General features: G+C 69.0%; 23 protein-coding genes. 14 read left to right on the top strand and 9 right to left on the bottom strand.

What is annotated here, in order from left to right; translation table 11 throughout:
* The first annotated feature begins 127 nt into the window (after positions 1–127).
* Genes paaZ through paaI form a run of 3 tightly spaced genes read left to right on the top strand, consistent with a single transcriptional unit; the run spans position 128 to position 2,902 of the window.
* Entirely contained in the window at positions 128–2,167 is a 2,040-nt protein-coding gene (paaZ, locus tag AC1DWT_RS12465) for a phenylacetic acid degradation bifunctional protein PaaZ (RefSeq protein WP_072936984.1), read from the top strand.
* On the top strand, positions 2,164–2,481 hold the full coding sequence (locus tag AC1DWT_RS12460) for an EthD family reductase (RefSeq protein WP_095862069.1): 318 nt from the start codon (positions 2,164–2,166) through the stop codon (positions 2,479–2,481). Before paaZ ends, AC1DWT_RS12460 begins: the two co-directional genes overlap by 4 nt.
* Before the next feature lie 7 nt (positions 2,482–2,488).
* A complete protein-coding gene (gene paaI, locus AC1DWT_RS12455) occupies positions 2,489–2,902 on the top strand; it encodes a hydroxyphenylacetyl-CoA thioesterase PaaI (protein WP_095862068.1) in 414 nt (137 codons plus the stop codon).
* Between the two features lie 32 nt (positions 2,903–2,934).
* Here the strand turns inward: paaI and AC1DWT_RS12450 are convergent, their stop codons facing one another.
* Positions 2,935–7,419 (bottom strand): AAA domain-containing protein, encoded by a 4,485-nt coding sequence (locus AC1DWT_RS12450; protein ID WP_477920750.1) that lies wholly within the window; start codon positions 7,417–7,419, stop codon positions 2,935–2,937.
* A 169-nt stretch (positions 7,420–7,588) separates the two neighbouring features.
* Between AC1DWT_RS12450 and AC1DWT_RS12445 the strand changes: the two genes are divergently transcribed.
* A complete protein-coding gene (locus tag AC1DWT_RS12445) occupies positions 7,589–8,731 on the top strand; it encodes a beta-mannosidase (protein WP_072936980.1) in 1,143 nt (380 codons plus the stop codon).
* A 58-nt stretch (positions 8,732–8,789) separates the two neighbouring features.
* Here AC1DWT_RS12445 and AC1DWT_RS12440 read toward each other — a convergent pair whose 3' ends face one another.
* Together AC1DWT_RS12440 and AC1DWT_RS12435 are read right to left on the bottom strand one after the other, a co-directional pair.
* On the bottom strand, positions 8,790–9,536 hold the full coding sequence (locus tag AC1DWT_RS12440; protein WP_072936979.1) for a GntR family transcriptional regulator: 747 nt from the start codon (positions 9,534–9,536) through the stop codon (positions 8,790–8,792).
* A 30-nt stretch (positions 9,537–9,566) separates the two neighbouring features.
* Complete coding sequence (locus AC1DWT_RS12435; protein ID WP_477920747.1) at positions 9,567–10,718, bottom strand: acyl-CoA dehydrogenase family protein; 1,152 nt, start codon at positions 10,716–10,718, stop codon at positions 9,567–9,569.
* Between the two features lie 181 nt (positions 10,719–10,899).
* Here AC1DWT_RS12435 and AC1DWT_RS12430 point away from each other — a divergent pair, with 181 nt between their 5' ends.
* From AC1DWT_RS12430 to AC1DWT_RS12420, 3 genes are read left to right on the top strand one after another with little or no spacing between them, the layout of a single operon-like run.
* Positions 10,900–11,748 (top strand): HpcH/HpaI aldolase/citrate lyase family protein, encoded by an 849-nt coding sequence (locus tag AC1DWT_RS12430; RefSeq protein WP_072936977.1) that lies wholly within the window; start codon positions 10,900–10,902, stop codon positions 11,746–11,748.
* On the top strand, positions 11,745–12,752 hold the full coding sequence (locus tag AC1DWT_RS12425) for a MaoC family dehydratase (RefSeq protein ID WP_072936976.1): 1,008 nt from the start codon (positions 11,745–11,747) through the stop codon (positions 12,750–12,752). Before AC1DWT_RS12430 ends, AC1DWT_RS12425 begins: the two co-directional genes overlap by 4 nt.
* A 25-nt stretch (positions 12,753–12,777) precedes the next feature.
* Positions 12,778–13,989, top strand: a complete 1,212-nt coding sequence (locus AC1DWT_RS12420) for a CoA transferase (RefSeq protein ID WP_095862064.1) — start codon at positions 12,778–12,780, stop codon at positions 13,987–13,989.
* Between the two features lie 18 nt (positions 13,990–14,007).
* Here the strand turns inward: AC1DWT_RS12420 and AC1DWT_RS12415 are convergent, their stop codons facing one another.
* From AC1DWT_RS12415 to AC1DWT_RS12395, 5 genes are read right to left on the bottom strand one after another with little or no spacing between them, the layout of a single operon-like run.
* Entirely contained in the window at positions 14,008–14,700 is a 693-nt protein-coding gene (locus AC1DWT_RS12415; RefSeq protein ID WP_387486928.1) for a cation efflux transmembrane domain-containing protein, read from the bottom strand.
* Positions 14,700–15,029, bottom strand: a complete 330-nt coding sequence (locus AC1DWT_RS12410; RefSeq protein WP_095862063.1) for an ArsR/SmtB family transcription factor — start codon at positions 15,027–15,029, stop codon at positions 14,700–14,702. The genes AC1DWT_RS12415 and AC1DWT_RS12410 overlap by 1 nt, the downstream gene beginning before the upstream one ends.
* A gap of 27 nt (positions 15,030–15,056) precedes the next feature.
* On the bottom strand, positions 15,057–15,653 hold the full coding sequence (locus AC1DWT_RS12405) for a cytochrome b (protein WP_095862062.1): 597 nt from the start codon (positions 15,651–15,653) through the stop codon (positions 15,057–15,059).
* Positions 15,643–16,764, bottom strand: coding sequence for a catalase family peroxidase (locus AC1DWT_RS12400; protein WP_477920742.1), 1,122 nt, complete (start codon positions 16,762–16,764; stop codon positions 15,643–15,645). Before AC1DWT_RS12400 ends, AC1DWT_RS12405 begins: the two co-directional genes overlap by 11 nt.
* Entirely contained in the window at positions 16,748–17,248 is a 501-nt protein-coding gene (locus tag AC1DWT_RS12395) for a COG4315 family predicted lipoprotein (protein ID WP_477920740.1), read from the bottom strand. Before AC1DWT_RS12395 ends, AC1DWT_RS12400 begins: the two co-directional genes overlap by 17 nt.
* Before the next feature lie 210 nt (positions 17,249–17,458).
* Here AC1DWT_RS12395 and AC1DWT_RS12390 point away from each other — a divergent pair, with 210 nt between their 5' ends.
* Positions 17,459–18,016 carry a sigma-70 family RNA polymerase sigma factor gene (locus tag AC1DWT_RS12390; RefSeq protein ID WP_072937052.1) on the top strand — a complete coding sequence of 186 codons (558 nt, stop codon included), beginning with the start codon at positions 17,459–17,461 and terminating at the stop codon, positions 18,014–18,016.
* Positions 18,006–18,671, top strand: a complete 666-nt coding sequence (locus AC1DWT_RS12385) for a zf-HC2 domain-containing protein (RefSeq protein ID WP_477920738.1) — start codon at positions 18,006–18,008, stop codon at positions 18,669–18,671. The genes AC1DWT_RS12390 and AC1DWT_RS12385 overlap by 11 nt, the downstream gene beginning before the upstream one ends.
* A gap of 18 nt (positions 18,672–18,689) precedes the next feature.
* Here AC1DWT_RS12385 and AC1DWT_RS12380 read toward each other — a convergent pair whose 3' ends face one another.
* Complete coding sequence (locus AC1DWT_RS12380) at positions 18,690–18,893, bottom strand: three-helix bundle dimerization domain-containing protein (RefSeq protein ID WP_095862060.1); 204 nt, start codon at positions 18,891–18,893, stop codon at positions 18,690–18,692.
* A 215-nt stretch (positions 18,894–19,108) separates the two neighbouring features.
* On the opposite strand from AC1DWT_RS12380, the gene AC1DWT_RS12375 reads away from it, so the two are divergent.
* From AC1DWT_RS12375 to AC1DWT_RS12355, 5 genes are all read left to right on the top strand, one after another.
* Entirely contained in the window at positions 19,109–19,978 is an 870-nt protein-coding gene (locus tag AC1DWT_RS12375; RefSeq protein ID WP_095862689.1) for a MurR/RpiR family transcriptional regulator, read from the top strand.
* A 140-nt stretch (positions 19,979–20,118) separates the two neighbouring features.
* The gene (locus AC1DWT_RS12370; protein WP_095862059.1) at positions 20,119–21,282 is read left to right on the top strand and encodes an ABC transporter ATP-binding protein; all 1,164 of its coding nucleotides are present in this window, start codon (positions 20,119–20,121) and stop codon (positions 21,280–21,282) included.
* Positions 21,283–21,379: 97 nt separating this feature from the next.
* Positions 21,380–22,741, top strand: a complete 1,362-nt coding sequence (locus tag AC1DWT_RS12365; protein WP_477920734.1) for an extracellular solute-binding protein — start codon at positions 21,380–21,382, stop codon at positions 22,739–22,741.
* A gap of 34 nt (positions 22,742–22,775) precedes the next feature.
* Entirely contained in the window at positions 22,776–23,525 is a 750-nt protein-coding gene (locus tag AC1DWT_RS12360; protein WP_477920732.1) for a tyrosine-protein phosphatase, read from the top strand.
* A gap of 28 nt (positions 23,526–23,553) precedes the next feature.
* Entirely contained in the window at positions 23,554–24,420 is an 867-nt protein-coding gene (locus tag AC1DWT_RS12355) for a phosphodiesterase (RefSeq protein ID WP_477920730.1), read from the top strand.
* Positions 24,421–24,503 lie beyond the last annotated feature (83 nt).

Raw genomic sequence — 24,503 nt, 5'->3', positions numbered from 1 at the left:
ATAACCGAATCTTCGGTCGGTACGCAAGGGCAGGTCGCGATGGGAAACTTCACATCCTCCCTTGACAACCAGCGGGTAGAGCGACGATTCTGTTAACCGACCGAACGTACGGTGAAATGGAGTTGTCGTGAGCAAGTTACTGGAAAGCTACGCCGCCGGACGCTGGTACACCGCGCCGGACGAGGGAACCCCGCTGCTGAGTGCGGTCGACGGCTCCGAGGTGGCGCGCATCTCCGCGACCGGTCTCGACCTCGGCGAGATGGTGACCTACGCCCGCGAGGTCGGCGGACCGGCCCTGGCGAAGCTGACCTTCCACGAGCGCGCCGCCGCCCTCAAGGCGCTCGCCCTGACCCTCATGGCGGGCAAGGACGAGTTCTACGCCCTGTCCACCTCGACCGGCGCCACCAAACGCGACTCCGGCGTCGACATCGACGGCGGCTTCGGCACCCTCCTCAGTTACGCGAGCAAGGCCCGCCGCGAACTCCCCAACGACACCGTCTACCTCGACGGAGCGTTCGAACAGCTCGGCAAGAAGGGCACGTTCCTCGGCCAGCACGTCTACACGTCCCGCCGCGGCGTGGCCGTCCAGATCAACGCGTTCAACTTCCCGGTGTGGGGTTTCCTCGAGAAGCTCGCCCCCGCGTTCATCGCCGGCGTCCCGTCGATCGTGAAGCCCGCGAGCCAGTCGGCGTACCTCACCGAACTGGTGTTCCGTCGCATCATCGAATCCGGGCTGCTGCCCGAGGGCTCGGTCCAGCTGCTGTCGGGGAGCGCCCGCGGGCTGCTCGACCACCTCGGCGGGCAGGACTCCGTCGCGTTCACCGGCTCCGCCGACACCGCGGCAACCCTGCGGGCGCACCCGAACGTCGTCGGTGAGGGCGTCCACTTCAACGCCGAGGCCGACTCGCTCAACGCCTCCATCCTCGGCTCCGACGTCGAACCGGGCAGCGAAGAATTCGACCTCTACGTCAAGCAACTCGTCACCGAGATGACGGTGAAGGCCGGCCAGAAGTGCACCGCCATCCGGCGCGCCCTCGTGCCGTCCGCGCTGATGGACGACGTCATTGCCGCCGCCCAGGCCCGGCTGTCCCGCGTGGTCGTCGGCGCCCCCGACGCCGAAGGCGTCACGATGGGTGCGCTCGCCAGCATCGAACAGCGCGACGAGGTGCTGAAGTCGCTTCGCGGACTCACCAAGTCGGCGCAGATCGTGGTCGGTGACCCGGACAACTTCGACGTCGTCGGCGCGGACAAGGCGACCGGCGCGTTCCTGCCGCCGATCCTGCTGCGCTCCGACGACAAGGACGCCACCGAACCCCACGACATCGAGGCGTTCGGTCCCGTCAGCACCGTCATCGGATACGACAGCACCGACGAGGTCATCGCACTCGCCGCCCGCGGCAAGGGCAGCCTCGTCGCCTCCCTCGTCACCCGCGACTCCGCGCTCGCCCGCGACATCGTCCTGGGCCTCGCCCCGTTCCACGGCCGCGTCCTCGTCCTCAACCGCGACGACGCCAAGGAATCCACCGGCCACGGCTCACCGCTGCCCGTCCTCGTGCACGGCGGACCCGGACGCGCCGGCGGCGGCGAGGAACTCGGCGGCATCCGCGGCATCCTGCACCACATGCAACGCACCGCGGTCCAGGCCACCCCCGACATCCTCACCGCGGTCGGGAACAAGTGGGTCACCGGCTCCCAGCGCAACGACGACGGCGTCCACCCGTTCCGGAAGAACCTCGCGCAGTTGCGGATCGGCGACACCATCGTCGGCGGCCCCCGCCAGGTCACCCTCGCCGACATCGACCACTTCGCCGAGTTCACCGGCGACACGTTCTACGCCCACACCGACCCCGAGGCCGCCGCCGCCAACCCGCTGTTCGGTGGCATCGTCGCCCACGGGTACCTGGTGGTCTCCCTCGCCGCCGGCCTGTTCGTCGAACCCAACCCCGGTCCCGTCCTCGCCAACTTCGGCGTCGACAACCTCCGGTTCCTCACCCCCGTCAAGGCCGACGACAGCCTCACCGTCACCCTGACCGCGAAGCTCATCACCCCGCGCAGCAGCGCGGACTACGGTGAAGTCCGTTGGGATGCAGTCGTCGTCAACCAGGACGGCGACCCCGTCGCAACGTACGACGTTCTCACCCTCGTCGCCAAAGGAGAAGATGCATGAGCTTCAAGGTCGCCGTCTGTTACGGCCAGCCCGATGACCCCGACGCGTTCGACGCCTACTACCGCGACACCCACATGCCGCTGGCACGCAAGGTCCCCGGCCTGTCCGACTTCACGTGGGGCAAGTGCAGCGCCCTCGACGGCGGGACACCGCCGTACTACGCCGTCGCGAGCCTCGTCTTCCCCGACGCCGCCACCATGAAGTCCGGGTTGCAGTCCGAGGAGATGAAGCAGGCGGGCAAGGACGTCCGCAACTTCGCCACCGGCGGCGTCACCATGTACGTCCAAGAAGAAGAATCCGTCTACAACCAGTAGGAGAACCATGACTGTCGACGCGTCCGCGGAATGCCGTATCGCGCGGGAGATGTTCGAGGCAGACAACGCGTCCCGCGCGCTCGGCATCCAGATCCTCGAGCTCAGCCCCGGTCACGCGGTCGCGTCGATGGTCGTGGGTGAGACCATGGTCAACGGTCACGGCATCACCCACGGCGGCTTCGTGTTCACCCTCGCCGACACCGCATTCGCGATGGCGTGCAACGGGTACGACACTGCCGCGGTCGCCGCCCGCGCCGACATCCGGTTCCTCACGGCCACCCGCCTCGGCGACACCCTCGTCGCCGAGGCGGTGGAACGGGCCCGCTTCGGGCGCAACGGCCTCTACGACGTCACCGTCCGGCGCGGCGACGACGTCATCGCCGAGTTCCGTGGCGACAGTCGTGCGCAGCCGCGCCCGTGAGTACTTGTTAACCGCGGGACGTTAACAAGTACTCACGGGCGCGAAGCGCCTATGGGCGCCGCATGCTTCCCTCGCTCGGTCGCGGCGGCCGCGTCGCGCGCCGCGCGTTCGGTGGCGGCGGCCTCGATGGCCATCGCGTGATCGACCGCGTGCGGGGCGATGCCCAGGTTGTCCAGCGTGTCCCACAGGCTCGACAGGGCGGCCTTCGGGTCGAGGTAGTACTCCGACTCCCGGACGCGCCAGAACGTCCAGCCGCACCGCTTGAGTTCCTGCTCGCGTTCGAGGTCCGCGATCCTCTGTTCCGGGGTGGTCGAGAAGGCGTCGCCGTCGCATTCGACGGCGAGCCTCCTGGTGCCGCCGGTGACGACGAGGTCGATGCGCCGATTGTTCACCTCGACTTGGGAATTGACGTGGTAACCGCGGTCGGCGATGTCGTTGAACACCCGCTGTTCGAGGAGGTTGTCGAACGGGGGGATCCGCACGTCGCGGTCGACGTCCTGCGGCATCGGGTCGGCCGGCGCCGGCGACGTCGACATCATGTAGCTGAGCAGGGAGTTGCGTAAGTCGGCCCGCTTCAGTTCGTCGACGGTCACGGAGTGGAACAACCACAGTTGGTCCTGCGCGCGTGTCGCCGCGACGTTGAACCGCCGCTTGTACTGGTTCGCCGTCAGCGGTGCGAAGTTCTGCTCCGGTCCCACGACCATCGACAGGAAGACGACGCTTCGTTCGTCGCCCTGGAAGTCGGGCGGCGTCCCGACGCGCAGTCGTCGCTRCTCCCACTGTTCGATGCCGATGCGTTTGACGAGTTCGGTTCGGATGGCGTCGACCTGGGACTGCCCCTGCAGCACGACGATTCCGAATGTCTTGCCGTCGTAGCGGGGGTCGACGAGGCATTCGATGAGCTGATCGACGAGGGCTGCGGCCTCGACGTGGTTGGTGAGGGTCGAGTCCTTGCCCGACACGGAAGCGTCGGATACGTACGTATGTTTCAGCGGCGGAAGCCGATCCGCGCCGAACTGACGCACCGGGACCAGCGGCAGTTCGCCGTAGAACTGGGTGCTCGACCAGTTGATGATCTCGGGCATGGAGCGGAAGTGCTCACGGAGCCGGACGACCTGCCCGAAGCTGGTGCGCAGAATCGAGAACAGACTCGACCGCGGGGTGAGCGTGGCCTGGACGTACTCGGGGAGGTCGGGCAGGTACGCGTCCAGGCGGGTGAACACGTCGTCGAGGGTGCCGCTGGTGGGGATGTCGGCGGGGGCGCACTGCTTGTCGTCGCCGACGACGATGACCCGCGGCGCCAGCCACAGCAGGAACAGGTTGGTGATGTCGGCCTGGCTCGCCTCGTCGACGATGACGACGTCGAAGCTGCCCGGCACGGGCGGGATGGACGCGAGGACCTGCTGCAGCGGCATCACCCACGCGGGCACCGCGCCCTGCGCCTCCCCCATCGCGGATCGTGCTGCGCTGCGGTACTTCTCGGCGTACTTTCCGGCGCCTGCACCGATGCTCGAGATGTGCTCACGGTACGTCTGCAGCGCCCGCACCTGGTCTGCCGTCAGGTGTTCGAGGCAGTCGCGCCACGCGGTGGCGGCCGCTAGCCGCGCCGTCAGATGGGCGAGATCCGCGTCGACGGCGTTGAGTTCGGCTTCGAGTTCCTGCTCACGACCGGCCCGGTGCTGCTCGGTGACCCATTGGCGGGCGCGGCGCCACGCCCAGGCCTCCGACATCTGCCAGCTCATCTCGTCCCACTCGGTGAGCGCCGCCGTCCTGCGCACGAGGTCGTACAGTGCCGGCGCGACGGGTGAGAGCCGGTCGGACAACTCGTCGAACAGCCGCTGATCCTGCTGTTCGACGCGGGCGATCGCGTACCGGGTGAGAGCCTCGGAGAGCGCGGCGTTGTCGGCCTGGTCGAGCGCCGCCACCAGAGCGGCGCCTTCGGGTGAGGGTCCCGCGTCGACCTCGGTGGAGACGGCCGAGACGATGGTGTCGAGTTCCGCACGCGCACTGTCCACGTCGGCGCGGGTGGTGATGGCCTCCGCGGCCCCGGCCACCGCGGTGGCGTCCGCGAGGTTACGGATCCGCGGCGCGTTCGGGGACAGCGCGAACAGTTCACGGGCCAGCGCGTCGCGGGCGACGAGGAGTGCGCGCACGCGGGCCACCCGGCCGACGATCATGTTGAGGCTGTCGACCTGAACGGCACGGGACCCGTTCATGTCCACCGGAATCCGCAGATCGGCCAGCAGGGTCGCGGCGGTCTGCGCGGCGTCGTGGGCGCGCAGGTGCTCGGTCACCAGCCGCACCGTGGCGGCGGTCGTGGCGGGGACGCCGTCGACGGTGGCGTCGAGGCCGAGTTCCTCGAAGGCCTTCTGCTCCTCGCTGCGACGGAAGCGGGCCTTCCACTCGACGGCGCCGGATTCGAGGGCGACGGCGAGCGCACCCACCGCCTGCAGGGCGGGTCGGGTCATGACGGCGCACTGGACGTCCTGCGCACCGATGTAGCGGTCGGCGGCCGCGGCCGCCTCGACGATCGCGGGCAGCGCGTCCAGGCGCCCCCACAGATGGGTGGCCCTGCCGGACAGGACGGTGTCGGCGAGGCTCTGGAACTGGCCGTCCAGGTCGAGGACGTCGTGCGCGCGGGCCTGCAGTTCCTTGCAGTGCCTGCGGATGGAGTACGCGGTCTCCGGATCGACGCCACCGAGGACCTCGAGCAGGTGCGCCGACTGCGGGGTGTCGATGGGGATGCTGGTCGACGCGCGCGAGCAGAGCCGTTCGAGTTCGGCCCGGTTCGGCAGCAGGGAGTCCAACGCGGGAAGCGTCTGACGTGCACGCTGCGCGCGCTCGGGGGACGCCGTCACACACAGCCGGCGCAGGGTCTCGACCTCGGTGCCGGTGAGGGGCGGTTGCTCGCTGAGCAGCGGTCCGGGAAGCCACTCGAACGCGTCCTGCAGGCCCATGACCTTGCGGACGATGGTGGCGGCGGTGCCCTCGTAGCCGTCGGCGACGGCGTCGTGCTGGTACGTCTCGGACTCGCGCAGTGCCTTCACCTGCTCGAGCACGACGGCCCGCTTCTGCACGGCCTCGTCCCGCTGGGCGCGGAGGTCGGCGATCTTCTGGCCCTCGCTGTGCGGGTTGAACGACGACTTCCGTTCGGCGATGGTCGCCACACTGCGGGTGAGCTCGTCCGAGCCGCCGCGGGACAGGTCCGTGATCGAGACGCACAGCTCCTGCATCTCGGGCGGGAGCTTGTCCCTCAGGACGCGGAGCGCCTGCGCCTTCTCGCTCGTGACGAGCACCCGCTGGCCGCGGGCGAGCAGCGCCGACACCAGGTTGGCGATCGTGTGGGTCTTGCCCGTCCCGGGCGGGCCTTCGACCACCACTCCGCTGTCGCCGCCGAGCCGCTCGATGATCTGCGACTGCTCGGCGTTGGCCGGAAGCGGGAAGAGCGGGTCCTCGGCGAGGGTGGAGGAGGTGGCGGCGCCGGTGCGCTCGAGCCACGACAGCCGGTCCGCCGGTTCGATCGCCTCGACGAGCTGGGCGAGCCCGAGCGGGACGGTCGCGCCGTCGCCGTCGAGGTGGGAGATCATCTGCTCGTAGTACTCGACCAGGGCGAACGCGCTGCGCTTGCGCAGCACCAGGGCGGGCGACAGCGTCACGGTGCCGTTCGCGTCGTCGGCCGGTTGCCGGACGTTGTCGCGCACATCGACGTACGCCGTCAGCGACTTCGGAGCCCACTCCGCGAGGAGTGTGCGGACGCCGTCGCCCAGCGGCGACGTGACGGTGTCCTGCAGTTGCTTCTGCAGCGGCATCGCGTGCGCGCTGTCGTAGACGTCCAGTCCGGTGAACAACTGGGAGTCTTCGAGCCGGGGTTGGGAGCCCGCGATCAGCCGCACCAGCAGGTCGCCGGTCCGCGGATCGCGGTGGATGCTCGCGGACTGGGTGACCAGGTGGGTCTGGACACCGCCGTCCGGTCCCGCACCGGCCAGGGTCAGCAGTCCGGACGCGAGCACGAGTTCGATCGACTCGGGGCGGGCGTTCAGCTCCTGCAGCATCCGCTGCAGCGACTGGTACAGATCGGCGTGCGGGCGACGCTCCCGATCCGCCTTCGCCCACGCCTGCCAGCGCGGCACGTACGCGTCGAACGCCTGCCGGACGTCGTACGCGCGGCGCACGTCGTATTCCTCGTCGGAGTCCTCGGCGTACGCGTCGGACGCGTTCAGCTCGAGGTCGGACCGCGAGCTGTCGGCCCGGGCCGACGCATCCACCCAGCCGGCCAGGACGGTCGGTAGTTCCGGCGGATCCTCGACGCCGATGAGGGGCACCCGCAGAACGATGTCGCCCTGCGCGGCGTCGGAATCGAGTTGGATGGTCCGGCCGTCCTGATGCAGCCATTCAACCTGTTCGTGCTGGTCGACGCGGAGAACCGGCTTCGTGCGAGCCCGGACGATCTCACGCAGGAACTGCAGCAGGCGCTGGACGCGGCCTGCGAGCTCGGCGTCGTTTTCGGGACTCGACAATGTAAACCTCTGCGAATTCTCGGTGATGACGTGCGCTTGCCCCCGCCGTGCACACTATCGGGTCGAGGGGGTGAAGTTCGAGGCGTCGTCCCCTGTCAGCGGGACTGGACGGTCGCTCGAGGGGCGAAACAAACCTCCATTCGTACCGACCGGTCCCTACTATTCATCCATGACGGTGACGCGCATCACGAAACTGGCCGCGGTGATCGCGACCGTCGCTCTGACGGCGCTGGGAGGGGGCTTCGTGTCGGCTGCCGCTCCCGCGCCGGGGGCCAGGGTCACCGCCTCGCCCGACGGGTTCGCGCTCGACGGGCAACCGTGGTGGCCGACCGGGTTCAACGCCTACCAATTGGCCACGAACTGGTCGGTCAATTGGGGTTGCGGCGCGATGGTCGACCTCGACTCCTACTTCTCCGCGCTGCCGCCGCACTCGCTGACCCGTTTCAACCTCTTCCAGGCGCTGGCGATCAACCGCTTCACCGGACAGCTCGACTTCGGGCCGATGGACGCCGTGTTCGCGGCGGCCGAGGCGCACGACCAGATGCTGATCCCGGTTCTCGCACCCCAGGACGGGGCGTGCGAGGACGGGGTGTTCAAGGGCAGGCAGTGGTACGTGGACGGCTGGACGACGATGACGCCGGGTGCGCCTCGCACGCTGATGAGCTTCCGCGACTGGACGCGGACCGCCGTCGACCGATTCCGGGGATCGCCGTCGCTGGCGGCGTGGGAACTCGTCGGGGAGCCGGAGACGAGCACGTGCACCGACGCCGACTGCTCGTGGTGGACCCGGTCGTGCGAGCCCGGTGCGGCACAGGTGCTGCGTGACTTCTTCGACGCCGCGGGCGCCGAGGTGCGGGCCCGTGATCCGCGCACGCTGATCACGGCGGGATTCACCGGCGGCGGCCAGTGCGGAACCCAGGGCGACGAGTACCAATTCGTCTCGGCGTCACCGTATGTCGACGTCGTGCAGTACCACGATTACGGCGCCGACGGGGTTCCGCTGCCCGGCGATCAGTGGAACGGGCTCGCGCGGCGCCTCGAACAGGCTGCGGCGCTCGGCAAACCGCTCCTGATGGGTGAGATCGGCGAACTCGCCGGATCGTGCGCCAGCCTGACGGACCGGGCGACGCACATCGGCGCCAAGATCCAGGGGCAGCGGGACGCGGGCGCGGCCGGGGCGCTGCTGTGGGCGTTCGTCCCGGACCCCCGGCCCGCCGAGTGCACGTACGACATCGGCCCCACCGACCCGCTGTGGGGCGTGGTGGAGCAGTTCGGAAGCTGGGGCTCGGGCACCGCCCCGGCCGACACGTAGACCGTGAATCGTCGAGCCCAGGAGACGGATTCCTCCGGTTCGAGACTGAGCAGCGAGGTCAGCGTCCGCCGCGGCGGAGGGTCACGCGGTAGGTGTAATGCTCGGGCAGGAAGTAGCTGACCGCCAATTCGACGGTCCGCCCGTCCGAGTCGGAGTAGAGGCGGTCCACCCGCAGCATCGAGTGGCCCTCGGAGCAGCCGAGTTCTCGGGCCACGTCCGCCGGCGCCGGCGCAACGGTGATCGATTGCGCAGCCTCGGTGATGGGGCTCCGCAGGTGCGGTTCGAGCAGGCCGATGATCGTGTGCGAGCTGACGGCGCCCTCGGACATCTCGGGTGCGTCGGCGACGAACCGGGCGATCTCGTCAGGCAGATAGACGGTGGTCAGCACGAACGGGGTGTCGTCGTGGCGTCGCCGGAACACGACCGTGTTGACGAGGTCGGTGTCGAGGCGGAGCCTGCTCGCCGCCTCGATGTCGACCCGGCGGCGCAGGGGCGTGACCACCTCCATGGTGGTGTCCGTCGACAGGTTCATCAGATCCTCGATCGACCCCAGCTGCCGCAGGTATCGGCCGTCGGACTCGGCGGCGAACGTGCCCCGGCCCGGGACCCGGTAGACGATGCCTTCGGCCACCAGGTCCTGGAATGCGCGACGAACGGTCTGCCGGCTGACGCCGTGCTGGTCCGCGAGCTCGAATTCGGTGGGCAGCTTGATCCCGCCGCTGTACTTGCCCGCAGCAATGTGCTCGCGGAGCTGCCTCGACACCAGCTGGTACGCCGGCTCCGTGTCTCGTTCTCTACCGTTCATCGCGCACCGATCCTACGTGCAGGTTGCCGACTAGATGCCGCCTCGCGACACCAACTGCGAGACGATGACGTTGCGCTGGATCTCGTTGGTGCCTTCGCCGACGATCATCAGCGGGGCGTCCCGGAAGTAGCGCTCCACGTCGTACTCGGTGGAATAGCCGTAGCCACCGTGGATACGGACGGCGTTGAGGGCGATGTCCATCGCCACCTCGGACGCGTACAGCTTCGCCATGCCCGCCTCCATGTCGCACCGGTCGCCGCTGTCGTACTGCTCCGCCGCGTGCCAGGTCAGCTGCCGGGCCGCGGTCAGCTTGGTCGCCATGTCGGCGAGGTAGTTGCCGATCGACTGGTGCTTCCAGATCGGCTGACCGAAGCTCTCCCGCTGCTGCGCGTAGGCGAGGGAATCCTCGAGCGCCGCCGTGGCCACACCCAGCGCCCGGCACGCCACCTGGATACGTCCCGTCTCCAGGCCCTTCATCATCTGGCCGAACCCCTGGCCCGGGGTGCCACCGAGGATCGCGGACGCGGGGGCACGGTACCCGTCGAACGACAGCTCACACGTCTCGACGCCCTTGTAGCCGAGCTTCGGCAGATCCCGCGACACCGTCAGACCGGGGCCGTGCTCGACCAGGACGATGGAGATGCCCCTGTGCTTGGGGGTCGCCTGCGGGTCGGTCTTGCAGAGCAACGCGATCAGCCCCGACCGACGGGCGTTGGAGATCCAGGTCTTGGAACCGGTGATCACCAGGTCGTCACCGTCCGCCTTGGCGTTGGTGGACATGGCCTGCAGATCCGAGCCACCGCCGGGCTCGGTCAGTGCCATGGTGGCCCGGATCTCGCCGGTCGCCATCTTCGGCAGGTACTGCTGCTTCTGCTCCTCCGTGCCGTACAGCGACAGCAGTTTCGCGACGACGGTGTGCCCGCCCATCGCACCGGCGAGGCTCATCCATCCGCGGGCCAGTTCCTGCGTCACCTGCGCGTAGCAGGGCATCGACACCGGTGATCCGCCGTACTCCTCCGGGACCGCCAGACCGTAGATCCCGATCTGCTTCATCTGCTCGATCCACTTCTCGGGGTACTCGTTGGCGTGTTCCACCGCCTGCACCGTCGGCTTCACGTCGCGATCGATGAACGCGCGCACCGTCTCTACCAGGTACGCCTCTTCCTCGTTCAGCTTGGCCATGAATCCACCTCACACTTTCCACAACATTTGTACGGCCATAATCCGACAATGTCTGCCTAAAGTCAACGATCGGTCTTGACATGACCGCTGCGTCGCTGCCAGCATCAGCAGCGCAGCCGCATCAGGCTGGCCGTACATATCCAGCCCGACCCGGGCTCCCGGACCCTAGGAATGAAGCATCGTGCAGAACCTCACCCGCAGGCGCGCCGTTCTGGTGGCCCCCGGATCCGACGAGCGCAAGGCCCTCAAAGCGCTCCGGTCGACCGCCGACGAGGTGGTCCTCGACCTCGAAGACGCCGTCGCCTCCGCCAAGAAGGCCGAGGCCCGCGACCTCGTGCGCCGCCTCGTGCTCGAATCGGACGGCTCCCGGGCCGTCGCGGTCCGCATCAACGCGCTGACCACGCCGTGGGCGGAGGACGACCTCGCCCTGTGCGCCTCCCTCGGCGCCGCGCTCACGAGCATCGTGGTTCCCAAGGTGGAGACGGCGCAGGATCTGGTCCGCGCCGATCACGCTCTCGCCGGTACCGACATCGGGTTGCAGGCTCTCGTCGAAACCCCGGTCGGCGTGCAGAACATCGCCGACATCACCCGCGCCGTCGACCGACTCGAGTCCGTCATCATCGGCTACGCCGACCTCGGGGCGGCCCTCGGCCGATCCCGAACCGCCCTCCCCGAACACTGGCTCGCGATCCAGGACGGCATCCTCGTCGCCGCCCGCGCCGCCGGCATCCAGGCGATCGACGGCCCGTTCCTCGGCATCGCCGACGACGACGCCTTCCGCCACTCGGCCGCGTGGACGAGCGCGCTCGGATTCGACGGAAAATGGGTCATCCATCCCGCGCAGGTCGAGTCCGCCGCTGCGGCCTTCACCCCCACCGACACCGCGGTCGAGGACGCGCGACGCGTGATCGACGCACTCGCTGCCGCCGAGGCAGCGGGCGCCGGGGCGGCGCAACTCGACGGGCAGATGCTCGACGAGGCCGTCGCAGTCGCGGCACGACGCGTTCTCGCCCAGGTAGGTGCACAGTGACGATCACGCAGACGTATGTCGGTGGCCCGTACTTCGACGAACTCGAGGTCGGGCAGGAATTCGACACCGCCCCCGCCGTCACCCTCACCAGCGGCCTCGCCGCCGCCCATCAAGCCATCCTCGGCGACCGCCTGCGGCTGCCCCTCGACGCGCACCTGTCCCGGGCCGTCACCGGGTCCGCGGACGCCGTCGCAAACCCCGGCCTCGTCACCGACGTCGCCATCGGACAGTCCACGCTGGCCACTCACCACGTGAAGGCCAACCTGTTCTACCGCGGCCTCCGCTTCCATCACTTCCCGCATCTCGGCGATACGCTCTACACGCGCACCGAAGTGGTGGGACTGCGGGAGAACTCGGCGAAACCGGGACGCAAACCCACCGGTCTGGCGGCTCTGCGGATGACGTCCACCGACCAGGACGGCCGCACCGTCCTCGACTTCTACCGCTGCGCGATGCTCCCGTTGAGCGCGAACCCCGACGAGGACCGCGTCCGCAAGTCCGACGACCTGTCCGCGATCGGGCCGCAGTCGGAGCAGTCGTTCGCCGCCCCCGAGGGCTGGGACCTCGCCCGCTACCGCGACAAGGTTCCGGGGCAGCACTTCTCGGCCGACCTCGCCGGATCCGTGCTGCGGAGCAGCGGCGACGTGGTGTCGAGCGCCCCCGAACTGGCGCGCCTCACCCTCAACATCGCGGCAACCCACCACGACGAACGAGTCGGCGCCGACGGACGACTGGTCTACGGCGGGCACACCATCGGCATCGCGCTCGGGCAGGCCACGCGCGCCCTGCCGAACCTCGTCACGGTCCTGGGCTGGAAGTCCTGCGACCACACCGGTCCCGTCCACGAGGGCGACACCCTCACCAGCGAACTCGAAATCGAGAGCGCCGAGGAGTTGCCCGGCGGCGGCGGAATACTGCATCTGCGTTCACTGGTGTTCGCGCACAACGCCACAGCGTCCGACGTCCCCGTCCTCGACTGGCGCTTCACCGCCCTCATGGCCTGACCTCCACCCTCAAGGAGCATCTCTCGTGACCGCCCACACTCCCCTTGCCGGACTTCGGATCGTCGAGGTCTCCAGTTTCATCGCGTCCCCCCTGTGCGGACTGACCCTGTCCCAGCTGGGGGCCGAGGTCATCCGGATCGACCCCATCGGCGGCGCCGCCGACTACAACCGCTGGCCGATCACGGGCGACGGCGAGAGCATCTACTGGACCGGACTCAACCGCGGCAAGCGGTCCGTGGCCGTCGACATGCGCAACCCCGAGGGGCAGCGGCTCGTCCAGCAACTGGTCGCGGCCCCCGGCGCGGGCGGCGGAATTCTCGTCACCAACGCGGGAGGTCGTGACTGGCTCGCCCACGACACACTGCATGCTCTCCGCTCCGACGTCATCACCCTCGAAATCCTCGGTGGCCGTGATGGTTCCCCCGGCGTCGACTACACGGTCAACGCCGGGCTCGGTTTCCCGTCCATCACCGGTCCCGCCGATCATGCCGGGGTCGTCAACCACGTCCTCCCCGCCTGGGACGTGGCGTGCGGGCTGTACGCCGCGCTGGCCGTCGCCGCCGCGGCCCGCCACCGCGACGCCACCGGCGAGGGCACCCGCATCTCCCTGCCGCTCGAGGACGTCGCGCTCGCCACCGCCGGCACCCTCGGATACCTCACCGAGGTGCAGATCAACGGCACCGGCAGGCAAGGGACCGGCAACTCCGTCTACGGCACGTACGGAACGGATTTCACCACCAGTGACGGTGCCCGGTTCATGATCGTGGCCCTCACCCCGCGGCACTTCCGCGACCTCGTTGCCGTCACCGGAACCACCGCCGCGGTGGAGGCACTCGCCACCGCACTCGACGCCGACTTCGCGCGCGAAGCCGATCGCTTCACCCACCGCGACGTCCTCACCGCACTGTTCACCCGCTGGTTCCGCGAACACACCGCGGCCGAAGTGGCCGAAGCACTCTCGAAGACGTCCGTCCTCGCCGAGCGCTACCGCACGTTCGAGGAACTCGTGAAATCCGGCGAACTCGAAAGCAACCCGATGTTCACCCCCCTCGAACAGCCGCGGATCGGCACCTACCTCGCCTCCGGCCACCCGGCATCCTTCGACGGACACCACGCCACCGTGGCACCCGCCTCCGCCGTCGGCGACGACACCGGCAGCGTCCTCCGCGACCTCCTCGGCAGCTCCGACTCCGACGTCGCCAAACTCCTCGACAGCGGCATCGTCGGGGGGAAGTGACGCGGTCGTCGGGTCCTTTCAGTCGTCGCAGCAGTCGCAGGCAGGACCGGCGCCGGAGGTGGTGACCGGCGCCGGGCAACAGGTCTCGCCCTGCCACGCGTTGATTCCCTCCTTGACCGCGATCGCGGCGATGACCAGGGCGGCGATCGGGTCGGCCCAGGACCACCCGAGCAGAGAGTTGAGCAGCAGGCCGACCAGCAGGACGGCGGACAGGTAAGTGCACAGCAGGGTCTGTTTGGAATCGGCGACGGCCGAGAGGGAACCGAGTTCGCGCCCCGCGCGCCGCTGTGCCCACGACAGCACCGGCATGATCGCGAGACTGACTGCCGCCAGCGTGATCCCGACGACCGAGTGCTCCGCCTCGCCGATGCCGAAGAGGGATCGGGTGGCGTCGACCGTGACGTACGCGGCCAACGCGAAGAACGAGAACGCGATGATCCGCAGCGTCACCCGCTCCCGCGATTCCGGGTCCTTGCCTGCGAATTGCCAGGCGACGGCCGCCGCGGAGGACACCTCGATGACCGAGTCGAGACCGAACCCGATCAGCGCGGTCGACGACACCCGCGCACCCTCGCTCAGCGCGATGATCGCCTCGAGCACGTTGTAGCTGATCGTCGCGGCCACGAACCACCGGATCCGCCGCCCCAGGACCTGCCGCCGCCCCGCGGTGAGAGCCGGACGCGTGGCGGGCATTCCGAGTTCCGACGCCATCAGCAGCATCCGTCAGTCTCGGCGTCCGGGCAGCAGGACGGATCGACGGCCAGCACCAGGCCGATCAGGTCGTCGAGCGCGCGCCCGATCCGCGGATCCGCCAGTTCGTACCGCGTGCGCCGCCCCTCCGGCGCCGCGACGACGAGGCCGCAACCACGCAGGCAGGCCAGGTGATTCGACAGGATCTGGCGCGACACCCCGATCTGTTCGGCCAGTTCGGACGGATACCCGGGCCCCGACCGCAGGCTCAGCAGGATCTGCGTGCGCGTCGTGTCCGACAGCGCGTAGCCGAACCGGGACAGCGCGTCGCGATGGATCAACATCTCCATGCCCCGAYGATACAGCGATCCCTGTATTCAGGAAACCCTGAACTCTTGATCTTGTCGTTGCGGCGGCTGGGTGGGCCGGGCTCGGCGCCCCATCGTCATCCGGCCGAGAATCCGGTCACGCAGGACGAACGTGTGGAACAGGACGGCACACAGGTGCGCGGTGAACGCGGCGAACAGCAGGTACCCGAGCACGGTATGGGATTGCCGCAACACTGCGTACAGATCCGGATCGCGGGGAGCGATCGCGGGCAGACTCAGCTGCGCGGTGAGGGCGATCGGGAACCCGCCCGCCGACAGCATCGCCCACCCGGTGACCGGTTGCAGCACCAGGAGTCCGTAGAGCACGTATTCCGACCCGGTCGCGACCATCCGCTCGGCGGGCCGCATCCCGGCGGACGGCGGCGGCCGGTGGAGGATCCGGTTGCCGATGCGCACGACCGCGAGGACGAGGATCGCGAACCCCAGCGGCTGATGCACCGTCCGCAACAGGTGGTAGGCGTCCAACGACGCCACCATCGCGACGCCGAGGAAGAGTTGGGCGATCACCAGGATCGCCATCGTCCAGTGCAGCAACCGCGACGTGAACGCATACCGGGTCGGCCGCTCGGTCCGGCTATCGCTCATCGGGCACCTCCGAAACGTTGACTCGACTCGGCGATTTCGGCTCACCGGACCGTCGGTTGAACGATTCCGCGTAGACCGCGGACCGTGCACTGAGCAATGGATCATCCGACGGTGCAATGCCGTTCGGCAGTACCAGCGGATCGAAGTTGACGTCCCGCGCGTTGCCCGGTGCTTCGGTGTCGATCGCGTCGACGGTCAGCGTGCCGACGTCGAGGGACTTCCTGCCTGCCGGCCACGGTCTGGTGGCATCGTCCGTCGGGTCCCCCGCCTCCCCGAGCGTGAGGATCATCCGCCAGCGCAGGGGTCCTCGCGTGACCTCGCGGAGGAGGGCGTCGAACAGGTAGTCGCGGCCGGCGCCCTCCTCGGTGCCGGGATGCCGGACGGGCTGCTCCGGCACCAGCCTCCAGCGCACCGGAACCGTGGCGCCGGATCGGTCGGTGCACCGGAACGCATTGAGCCCGTGAAATGTGCTGTCCCCGAATCCGGAAGTGCGAGGCTGTCGCCGGATGATGTCCATCGCCGCCGCTGTCTCGGGATGGCGTGCCAGGAACGAGGCCATCGCGGCCGGATCGGGTTTGCCGGTGCCCGGGACCTTCTTCGAGGCGAGCAGCCGATCACGGAAACCGTCCGGCGTGCGGTCGGGGAACACCGGACTGTCGATCATCGCGGTCCGCCACTGCTCTCCCCCGGGCAACCGGAACACCAACCCCAGACCGCGCACGGTGTCGACGGCGTCGGCAGCGGTAGGCAACCCACCCGATAACGAGAACCGTCCGGTGACCGGGTAGCGGCCGCCGGCCCGGAAGACGCTCGCCGTGGACACCGCGGACCCCGCACCGGTCGCCGTGAACCACCCGGTGGCACTCACCCCCTTCGCGTGGTTGCGCCGGAACCCCTCGTGCCGGCCGAAGACCTGCTCGAATCGATCGACGAACCGCGACGGGGTGACGGTGTGCGGGGTCAGCCGGCCGCCGGCGAACAGGAACCCGCCGACGTCCACGGCGGCGATCGCACCGACCGCCGCCAGACCGATCAGGGCGCTGCGCCGGGTGACGGTAGCGCCCGAACGACCACCGACGGAGGGTTCGTGGCCGTCACCCGTGCGCGGCATCGACCGTTACCACGTGCCACGTGCCCTTGACCCCGTCGCCGCTCGTCAGCCCCGGGGCGGAGTCCTTTGCGAACCGGTAGAGAGGATGACCGTCATAAGTGGCCTGCTCGACGCCGTCCGGGCGCGTCGTGGTGCCCACCGTGCCCGGCAGGACGGCGTCCGGGTGGGGCGACGGTGTGCCGGGCGTCGGCGGCCAGATCTCGGCACACGGGCCCACGCACCGCACCAGGTCGGCTGTGTCCTCGTCGAAGCGGTAGAGCGTGAAGCCGTCACCGTCGGTCAGCACGGTGCCGAGCGCGGTCTCCCGCGCGCCGAGCGTCGTCGCCGCATCCGATGCGCCGGTCGCCGGCGCTGTGTCCGGGGCAGCGGTCGTCGGCGCATCCGCCGCAGCGGCCGGGGCCTCGGTCGCCTGGCTGCAGCCCGACATCAGGGCAACCGCAGCGCCCGCGCAGGCCACCGCGATAATCGTGTGCTTCGCGATCATCAGATCTCCGTTCTCCTCTGTTTCCGCCCGCCGATCGCGGACGACGCCGGGGAGTACGGACCGCCGGCCGGCCGCGTTCACGACGGCCGCGAACTTTCACGAAGACGCTGGTGTGAGAATCGACGGTGAACGCCGCGGCACTCACGTCCGTACACCCTGGCGGACGTCGGACGGGCCGACGACATTTCCGGTGTTGCAGGAGGTGAGGTCGTGCGGCTACGCATGTCGCGCAAGCGGGCGGAGGAGTCGGTCGGGAATTTGGCCGACAACGCGGTGTTGCGGACCGTCTACGACGATCACGCCGGCGAACTGTTCGCCCTCGCCTACCGCTCACTCGGAGACCGGGGACGCGCGGAGGAAGTGGTGCAGGAGACGTTCCTCCGCGCCTGGCGCGGCGCGGACCGGTTCGACCCGCAGCGTTCCACCGTCCGGACCTGGCTGTATGCCATCTGCCGCAACGTGGTGATCGACGCGAGCCGGGCGCGGGCCTCCCGGCCACAGCTCGCCGACACCGAGCCACCCGACGTTCCCGTGCCCGAGCGCCCGCTGGAACAGTTGCTGGTGGGACTGCAGGTCGAGGAGGCCCTGCGGCGACTGTCCGAACAGCACCGCGTCGTACTCGTCGAGATTCATTTGCGCGACCGGCCCACCAGCGAGGTCGCAGCCGAACTCGGCATCCCCGTGGGCACCGTGCGCAGTCGGGTGTACTACGGGCTGAAGGCGCTCAAACTCGTACTGGAAGAAATGGGGTGGCACGGTGACCAGTGATCGCTGCCGACAGATGCACACCTTGCTGGGCATGTACGCGCTCGGGCGCCTCGACGACCACGAAGCCGTGGCGCTACGCGCCCACCTGGACGGATGCCCGGATTGCCGGGCCGAGTTGATCCAGCTGACCCCGGTGGCCTCGGTCCTGGGGCAGGCGGACCCCGACCGGCTCCTCGAGCCGCCGCCGGCGCCGTCCCCCGCACTGCCCGGCACGATCCTCGCGACGCTCGACCGCGAACGCAGCCGGCAACGTCACCGCCGGATCGCGGTCGTCGCCGCGGCCGCCGTCACCGCTCTCGGCCTGCTCACCGGTGGATTCTTCCTCCGCACCCTCGTCCCGAGCGCCCCGCCCGGACAGCCGGTGGCCTTCACCGCGCCCGCCGCTGGTGTGGAGGCGTCCGCTCGGGTGGAGAACCGCGCCTGGGGAACCGGGATCAGCCTCGACGTCACCGGACTCCCCCAGGGCAGCACGTACAACGTCTGGCTGCAACGACCCGACGGAAGTCGCATGAACGCAGGAAGTTTCATCGCCGGCGGCGACCGGAAGATGTCGATGAACCTCGCCGTGGCGCTTCCGATGTCCGACGCCACCATGCTCGGCGTCAGCGCACCCGGCGACGACACCGCCATCCTGCAGGCACCGCTGCACCCGTGACAGCGCGGAGATCGTGCGTCAGAAACTGGTGAGAGCGGCGATCTTCCGCTTCGCGGACCGTTCGACCAGCAGCGGAACGAAATCGCGCACCACCCCCACGTCGAAGGCCGCATGCACGTCGTGCACAATCTGCTCGACCGTGTGTCGTGGGACGCCGGCGTGCTCCACGGCAAGCCGGTCGACGACCAACTCGACCTGACGTCGCTCTTCGTCTACGGACATGGTCGTCCTCTCCCCTGGGAATTTCCGGGGCCACTCCACTTCGCGACCTCCGTGTCACTCGATCTTCACACGACTAAAGTTGAAAGTTGAACTTGCGTGAGTGTGAGATAGGCGACCCCCACCGACGTGAGGTGCGCTTCGCCCACGTGTTTCGGCGGCGCCGGCACCGCAGTCCGGTCGCTCCCGGCGTTCACCACCGTGTGCTATTCAAGGGCATGAGTACGTCACTGGTCGATCCGCCCGTCGGTGCCACCCTGGCCGCCATCCGCGCCGTCGCGCCCAAGCTCGCGCCGAGCGAGCGCCGAGTGGCGGACGTGTGCGTGGAGCGCCCCCGGGACGTGGCGTGGTGGTCGGCAGCCGACGTCGCGGAACACGCGGGGACGTCGAACGCCACCGTGGTCCGGGCGTGCCAGAACCTCGGATTCAAGGGGTTCCAGCACCTGCGGATGCTGCTGTTGCGTGACCTCGGTGCCGCGGACACGCCGACGACGGATGCGGAACCGGGCGCACAGTCCGGAGCCGGGCTGCTCCGAGCCGTGTTCACCGAATTTGCCAACGACCTCACCGGTGCACTCGCACCTCTCGAAGACGAGTCCTTCGAGCAGGCGGTCCATGCGCTGGCGTCCGCCGACCGGGTGCTCGTCGTGGGCAACGGCGGTTCGGGCCCGTCCGCGGCGGCCGTCGCGATCAGGTTCCTCGCCAACGGCCGGCCCGCAGAGGCGCCGGCCGACGCGGTAATCCAGCAGCTGACAGCGGGGCACCTCACCTCGCGCGACGTGCTGCTCGCGATCAGCGGCAGCGGACTGAACCAGGTCACGCTGCGGCCGGCCGAGGCGGCACGGGCGGCAGGTGCCACGGTGATCGGCGTGACCAGCTACGCCCGGTCGACACTCGTGGAGCTGTCCGACATCGGACTGGTCGTCGGGGGCGGCAGCGGGCCGTGGACCGGGCCGGGCGAGATGTCGCCGGTGGTTCAGGTGGCGTTCCTGATCGGGCTGCAGATCGCGGTCTGCCGTGCTCGTGGCGGTTCGGAGGAGGCGGCGGCGGCGACGTTCAAGCAGATTGTGCCGCTGATCAATCCGTGATCGGCCGGACGTTGCGCCAAGCATTACCGATGCTTGGCGGCCCGTTCGGCCCGCGTTCACTTTAGCCTGGCTAACTTCCGCTGAAACCAAAATTCCCGATTCAACGTGATCGGGTAACAGCATTTCATCGGGAGAAGGCCATGGGCAGGATTCGGATCGAGAACCTGAGTCGCACATTTGCGAACGTCACCGCCGTCGACAACATCGACCTCGACATCCGGGACGGCGACTTCCTGGTCCTACTCGGGCCCAGCGGCTGCGGGAAGACCACCTTGCTGCGGATGCTCGCGGGCCTGCTCGAACCCACCAGCGGCCGGATCCTCCTCGACGACGAGGACATCACAATGGCGCCGGCGCGGAGGCGGGACGTGGCGATGGTGTTCCAGAACTACGCCCTGTATCCCCATCTCAGCGTCGCGAAGAACCTCGCGTTCCCGCTGCGGGTGAAGAAGATGCGCAAAGCGGACGCCGCCGAACGCGTCGACACTGTCGCGCAGCAACTCGACATCGCTCACCTCCTGGGCCGCAAGCCGAAGGAACTGTCCGGCGGACAGCGGCAGCGCGTGGCCGTCGGCCGCGCCATCGTCCGCAATCCCAAGGCATTTCTCATGGACGAGCCGCTGTCGAACCTGGACGCCAAACTGCGGACCGCGACCCGCCGCGAACTGACCGAACTCCACCGGCGTCTCGGTGCGACCTTCGTGTACGTCACCCACGACCAGGTGGAGGCGATGACGATGGCGACCCGGATCGCCCTGCTGAACAACGGTGCCCTCGAACAACTCGGCACGCCGGAGGACGTCTATGACAGGCCGGCGTCGGTGTTCGTCGCCGGCTTCCTCGGCAGCCCGGCCATGAACCTGATCGACGCCCGGGTCCGCACCGTCGGCGGCGCCGTTGTCGCCGCCACGGACGGCGTCCACGCGTCGCTGTGGCCGGGGCAGACCGAGGGCCGCGACATCGTCCTGGGGATCCGCCCCGAACACCTCCGGATGGCAGTCCCGGGCGCCGACATGCCGGTGCGACTGTCGGTGGACGTGAGCTCCGTCGAGAACCTCGGCAGCGAGCAGGTCGCCTACTGCGAGGTGGGTGGGTCCACCATCTGTGTGCGGGCACCGCGGCCGATCGCGTTGCGCCCGCACCGATCCGCCGTCCTCACCGCCGACCCTGCGCACCTGCACCTGTTCGACCGCGCGACCGGACGGCGTCTCGAGTGGGTTCCGGAGTCCGCCGAAGCGGAGCTCGGCAGCGATCTCGCGACAAGTCGTTCTACCTCAGCAATTTTCGCGACGGAGTCAGCGTGATGGGCTCCGTGTAACTCGAACGTGATCGACCCGGCCCACCGGCCACTCCGCCGTGGGCCCCAACTCCCGACACCCTTTCTGCAACAGGAGCAGCGCGATGCGTAGATCGAAATTCTCGGCCGTCCTGGTGGCGGCCGTGGCCATGGCCACCCTGGTCGGTTGTGCCACCGGCGGGGCTGCCGCCGGGCCAGGGGGCAGCGATCAGCCGGTGCCCGAACTCGACCCGAACCAGCAGGTGGACATCGTCTTCGAGTCCTACAACCTGGCACAGGCAGGCCTGTGGTCCGACACCATCAACGGGCTGATCGCCGACTTCGAGTCCGAGCACCCGAACATCCACGTGAAGGGACAGCCGCCGCAGGGCGGCGGCACCGTGGGTTCGGGCACGGCGAGCAGCGTCCAGACCCAGATGCTGGCCGGCTCGCCGCCCGACGTCGCCCAGCTGACCTTCGACACCCTCGACTTCGCCGTCAACCAGCTCGGCGCGAAGTCCCTCGACGCTGTGGCAGGCAGGGATGCCGTCCAGGCGAACTTCGCCGGCGCGCACCCGTTCCACCCGCGGGCGGCGACGCTCGCCGACTGGAACGGCGAAACCTACGGCATTCCCTACGTGTTCTCCACACCCACCCTGTTCTACAACGCGACCGTGCTGGGCAAGGCGGGCCTGCCCGCCGACGTCGACCTGTCCACCTGGCCGAAGGTGGCCGCCGCCGCCAAGGCCGTCACCGCGGCGACGGGCAAGCCCGCACTGTCGGTGTCGTGCTCGGTGAAGGGCGGCAACTGGTGCATGCAGGCGCTGTTCCGTTCGGCGGGTGGCGACGTGCTGTCGCAGGACCGCGCGACCATCGAATTCGGTGAACCCGAGGCCGTGTCGGCGGTGGCGATGCTTCGGCAGCTGTACGACGGCGGCGTGCTCGCCAACATCAGCTCGGCGGCGCAAGCCGAGAGCTTCGCCAAGGGCGATGTCGCCATCCAGTTGCAGACGTCGGCCGTGCAAGGCATGTTCATGAAAGCGGCGACGACGGGCGGCTGGGAGCTGCGCGCAGCCCCGATGCCGGCGTTCGAGGGACGGCAGGCGGTGCCCACCAACTCCGGGTCGGCACTGTTCACCTTCTCCCAGGACCCTGCGAAGCAGCGGGCGGCATGGGAGTTCATCAAATTCATGACGAGCGACCACGCCTACACCCAGATCTCCAGCAAGATCGGTTACCTGCCGCTGCGCCCGTCCCTCACCCAGGACCCCGCAGCCTTGAAATCGTGGGCCGACGGCAATCCGCTTCTCGCCCCCAACCTGAGCCAGCTCGATCGGCTCGAGCCGTGGAAGTCCTACCCCGGCAACAGCTACGTGCAGGCCGACGACATCCTCGGCCAGGCGATCGAGGATTCCGTCTTCTACGGCAAGGACCCCGCGCCCACCATGGCGGCCGCGCAGCAGCGCGTGCAGGAACTCATCAAGTAGCCACCTTTCCTCGAGAAGAACGAGACCACCGATCATGACCAGCACCCTGCCGGCGCCGGCTAACCATCGACGCCTGAACCTGACCGGCACCTACAACTTCCGTGACCTCGGCGGCTTCGCCGCCGGCCCCGGGACCGCGACCAAGTGGAACAAGCTGTTCCGCTCGGATGCCCTGCACCGACTCGACGACGCGGCACGCGTCGCCCTCCGTGAGCGAAGCCTGGCCCTGGTCATCGACCTGCGCGAACAGCAGGAACTCGACGAGGCCCCCAGCGCGCTCACCGGGGTCGGACACCGCGTTCTGCACCTGCCCGTCTACGAGGGCACCCTCGATCTCGACAACGTGAACTTCGATCTCGCCGTCGTGTACCGGGAGATGGTCGGGCGGTACGGCGCCCGCCTGACCAGGGCGGTCCGCGCCATCGCTGCCTCGGGTGACGACCCCACGATCGTGCACTGCACCGCGGGCAAGGACCGCACCGGGATCGTCGTCGCATTGACGCTGGCGGCCGTCGGCGTCGACAAACGGGACATCGTCGCGGACTACGCCATGACGGAGATCCTGCTGGCCGGGGACTGGACCGCCATGATGATCGAGAAGATGCGCACCCGCGGTCTTCCCGACGGTATCGACCACCACGTGATCAATGCCAGCCCTGCGGCACTCATGCACGCGACGCTGGAGTCGATCACCGACTCGCACGGCGGCGTCCGCGAGTACCTGCTGGCCCACGGCATGACCGCGGCCGAACTCGACGACCTGCGTGCCGCGCTCGTCGCCTGACCCACTTTTCCCGAGGAGAACCACCGACATGTCCCAGTACAGCGAACCCGACCACTACATCCTGCATCTGAGCGACACCCACTTCGTCACCGACGGTGACCTGCTGCACGACTGCGTTAACAGCGACGCCAACCTCTCCCGGCTGTTCGAGCGGCTCGAGAAGACCGGGCAGCGCCCCGAGGCCATCGTGTTCACCGGCGACCTCGCCGACATGGGCGACCCGGAGGCGTACGTGCGGTTGCGCCGGATCGTCGAGCCCGCCGCGGAGCGTCTCGGCGCGAAGGTGATCTGGGTGATGGGCAATCACGACGCCCGCCCGGCCTTCCGGAGCGGCCTGCTCGACGCCGAACCCACGCAGGACTCGGTCGACGCAGTCGTCGACGTGAACGGGCTGCGGATCATCGTGCTGGACAGCACGGTTCCCGGGTTCCATCACGGCCTGATCAGCGACGAGCAACTCGCGTGGCTCACCGAGGTGCTCGCGGAGCCCGCGCCGCACGGTACCCTGCTCGCGCTGCACCACCCCCCGGTGCCGAGCCTGCTGACTGCCATGGAGCAGGTGGAACTGCAGGATCAGCATCGGCTCGAGACGGTGCTCGCGGGCACCGACGTCCGCGGCATCCTCGCCGGCCACCTGCACTATTCGACGACGTGCACGTTCGCCGGGATCCCCGTCTCGGTGGCGTCCGCAACCTGTTACACGCAGGATCTGCTCGTCGACCAGGGCGGACTCCGCGGCCTGGACGGCGCCCAGGGGTTCAACATGGTGCACGTCTACCGGGACCGAGTCCTGCACACCGTGGTCCCGCTGGAGGTGTCGCCCACCGTGTACGAGATGAGTGCCGACGAGATCCGGGAGTCCATCGCAGAGCTCACCACCGCCGCGGTGCAGTGATGTTCGTCGAAGTTCCCGCCGCGGCCGCGCCGGTCACACCGTCCGGTACGGACCGCGCGGCCACCGTCCGCCCGTCCCGTACC

It is taken from the genome of Rhodococcus sp. P4_B6, from assembly GCF_056402215.1.
Note: the sequence above shows the minus strand (reverse complement) of the source record. Positions and strands in the feature narration are given on the sequence as shown.

What these genes read in the sequence shown, in the direction of transcription:
- AC1DWT_RS12410 (WP_095862063.1), bottom strand. Translation starts at nt 15,029, where the DNA reads ATGGAGATGTTGATCCATCGCGACGCGCTGTCCCGGTTCGGCTACGCG.
- AC1DWT_RS12435 (WP_477920747.1), bottom strand. Translation starts at nt 10,718, where the DNA reads ATGGCCAAGCTGAACGAGGAAGAGGCGTACCTGGTAGAGACGGTGCGC.
- AC1DWT_RS12365 (WP_477920734.1), top strand. Translation starts at nt 21,380, where the DNA reads ATGCGTAGATCGAAATTCTCGGCCGTCCTGGTGGCGGCCGTGGCCATG.
- AC1DWT_RS12355 (WP_477920730.1), top strand. Translation starts at nt 23,554, where the DNA reads ATGTCCCAGTACAGCGAACCCGACCACTACATCCTGCATCTGAGCGAC.
- AC1DWT_RS12415 (WP_387486928.1), bottom strand. Translation starts at nt 14,700, where the DNA reads ATGGCGTCGGAACTCGGAATGCCCGCCACGCGTCCGGCTCTCACCGCG.
- paaI (WP_095862068.1), top strand. Translation starts at nt 2,489, where the DNA reads ATGACTGTCGACGCGTCCGCGGAATGCCGTATCGCGCGGGAGATGTTC.
- AC1DWT_RS12405 (WP_095862062.1), bottom strand. Translation starts at nt 15,653, where the DNA reads ATGAGCGATAGCCGGACCGAGCGGCCGACCCGGTATGCGTTCACGTCG.
- AC1DWT_RS12375 (WP_095862689.1), top strand. Translation starts at nt 19,109, where the DNA reads ATGAGTACGTCACTGGTCGATCCGCCCGTCGGTGCCACCCTGGCCGCC.
- AC1DWT_RS12395 (WP_477920740.1), bottom strand. Translation starts at nt 17,248, where the DNA reads ATGATCGCGAAGCACACGATTATCGCGGTGGCCTGCGCGGGCGCTGCG.
- AC1DWT_RS12360 (WP_477920732.1), top strand. Translation starts at nt 22,776, where the DNA reads ATGACCAGCACCCTGCCGGCGCCGGCTAACCATCGACGCCTGAACCTG.
- AC1DWT_RS12380 (WP_095862060.1), bottom strand. Translation starts at nt 18,893, where the DNA reads ATGTCCGTAGACGAAGAGCGACGTCAGGTCGAGTTGGTCGTCGACCGG.
- AC1DWT_RS12370 (WP_095862059.1), top strand. Translation starts at nt 20,119, where the DNA reads ATGGGCAGGATTCGGATCGAGAACCTGAGTCGCACATTTGCGAACGTC.
- AC1DWT_RS12400 (WP_477920742.1), bottom strand. Translation starts at nt 16,764, where the DNA reads ATGCCGCGCACGGGTGACGGCCACGAACCCTCCGTCGGTGGTCGTTCG.
- AC1DWT_RS12460 (WP_095862069.1), top strand. Translation starts at nt 2,164, where the DNA reads ATGAGCTTCAAGGTCGCCGTCTGTTACGGCCAGCCCGATGACCCCGAC.
- AC1DWT_RS12445 (WP_072936980.1), top strand. Translation starts at nt 7,589, where the DNA reads ATGACGGTGACGCGCATCACGAAACTGGCCGCGGTGATCGCGACCGTC.
- AC1DWT_RS12440 (WP_072936979.1), bottom strand. Translation starts at nt 9,536, where the DNA reads ATGAACGGTAGAGAACGAGACACGGAGCCGGCGTACCAGCTGGTGTCG.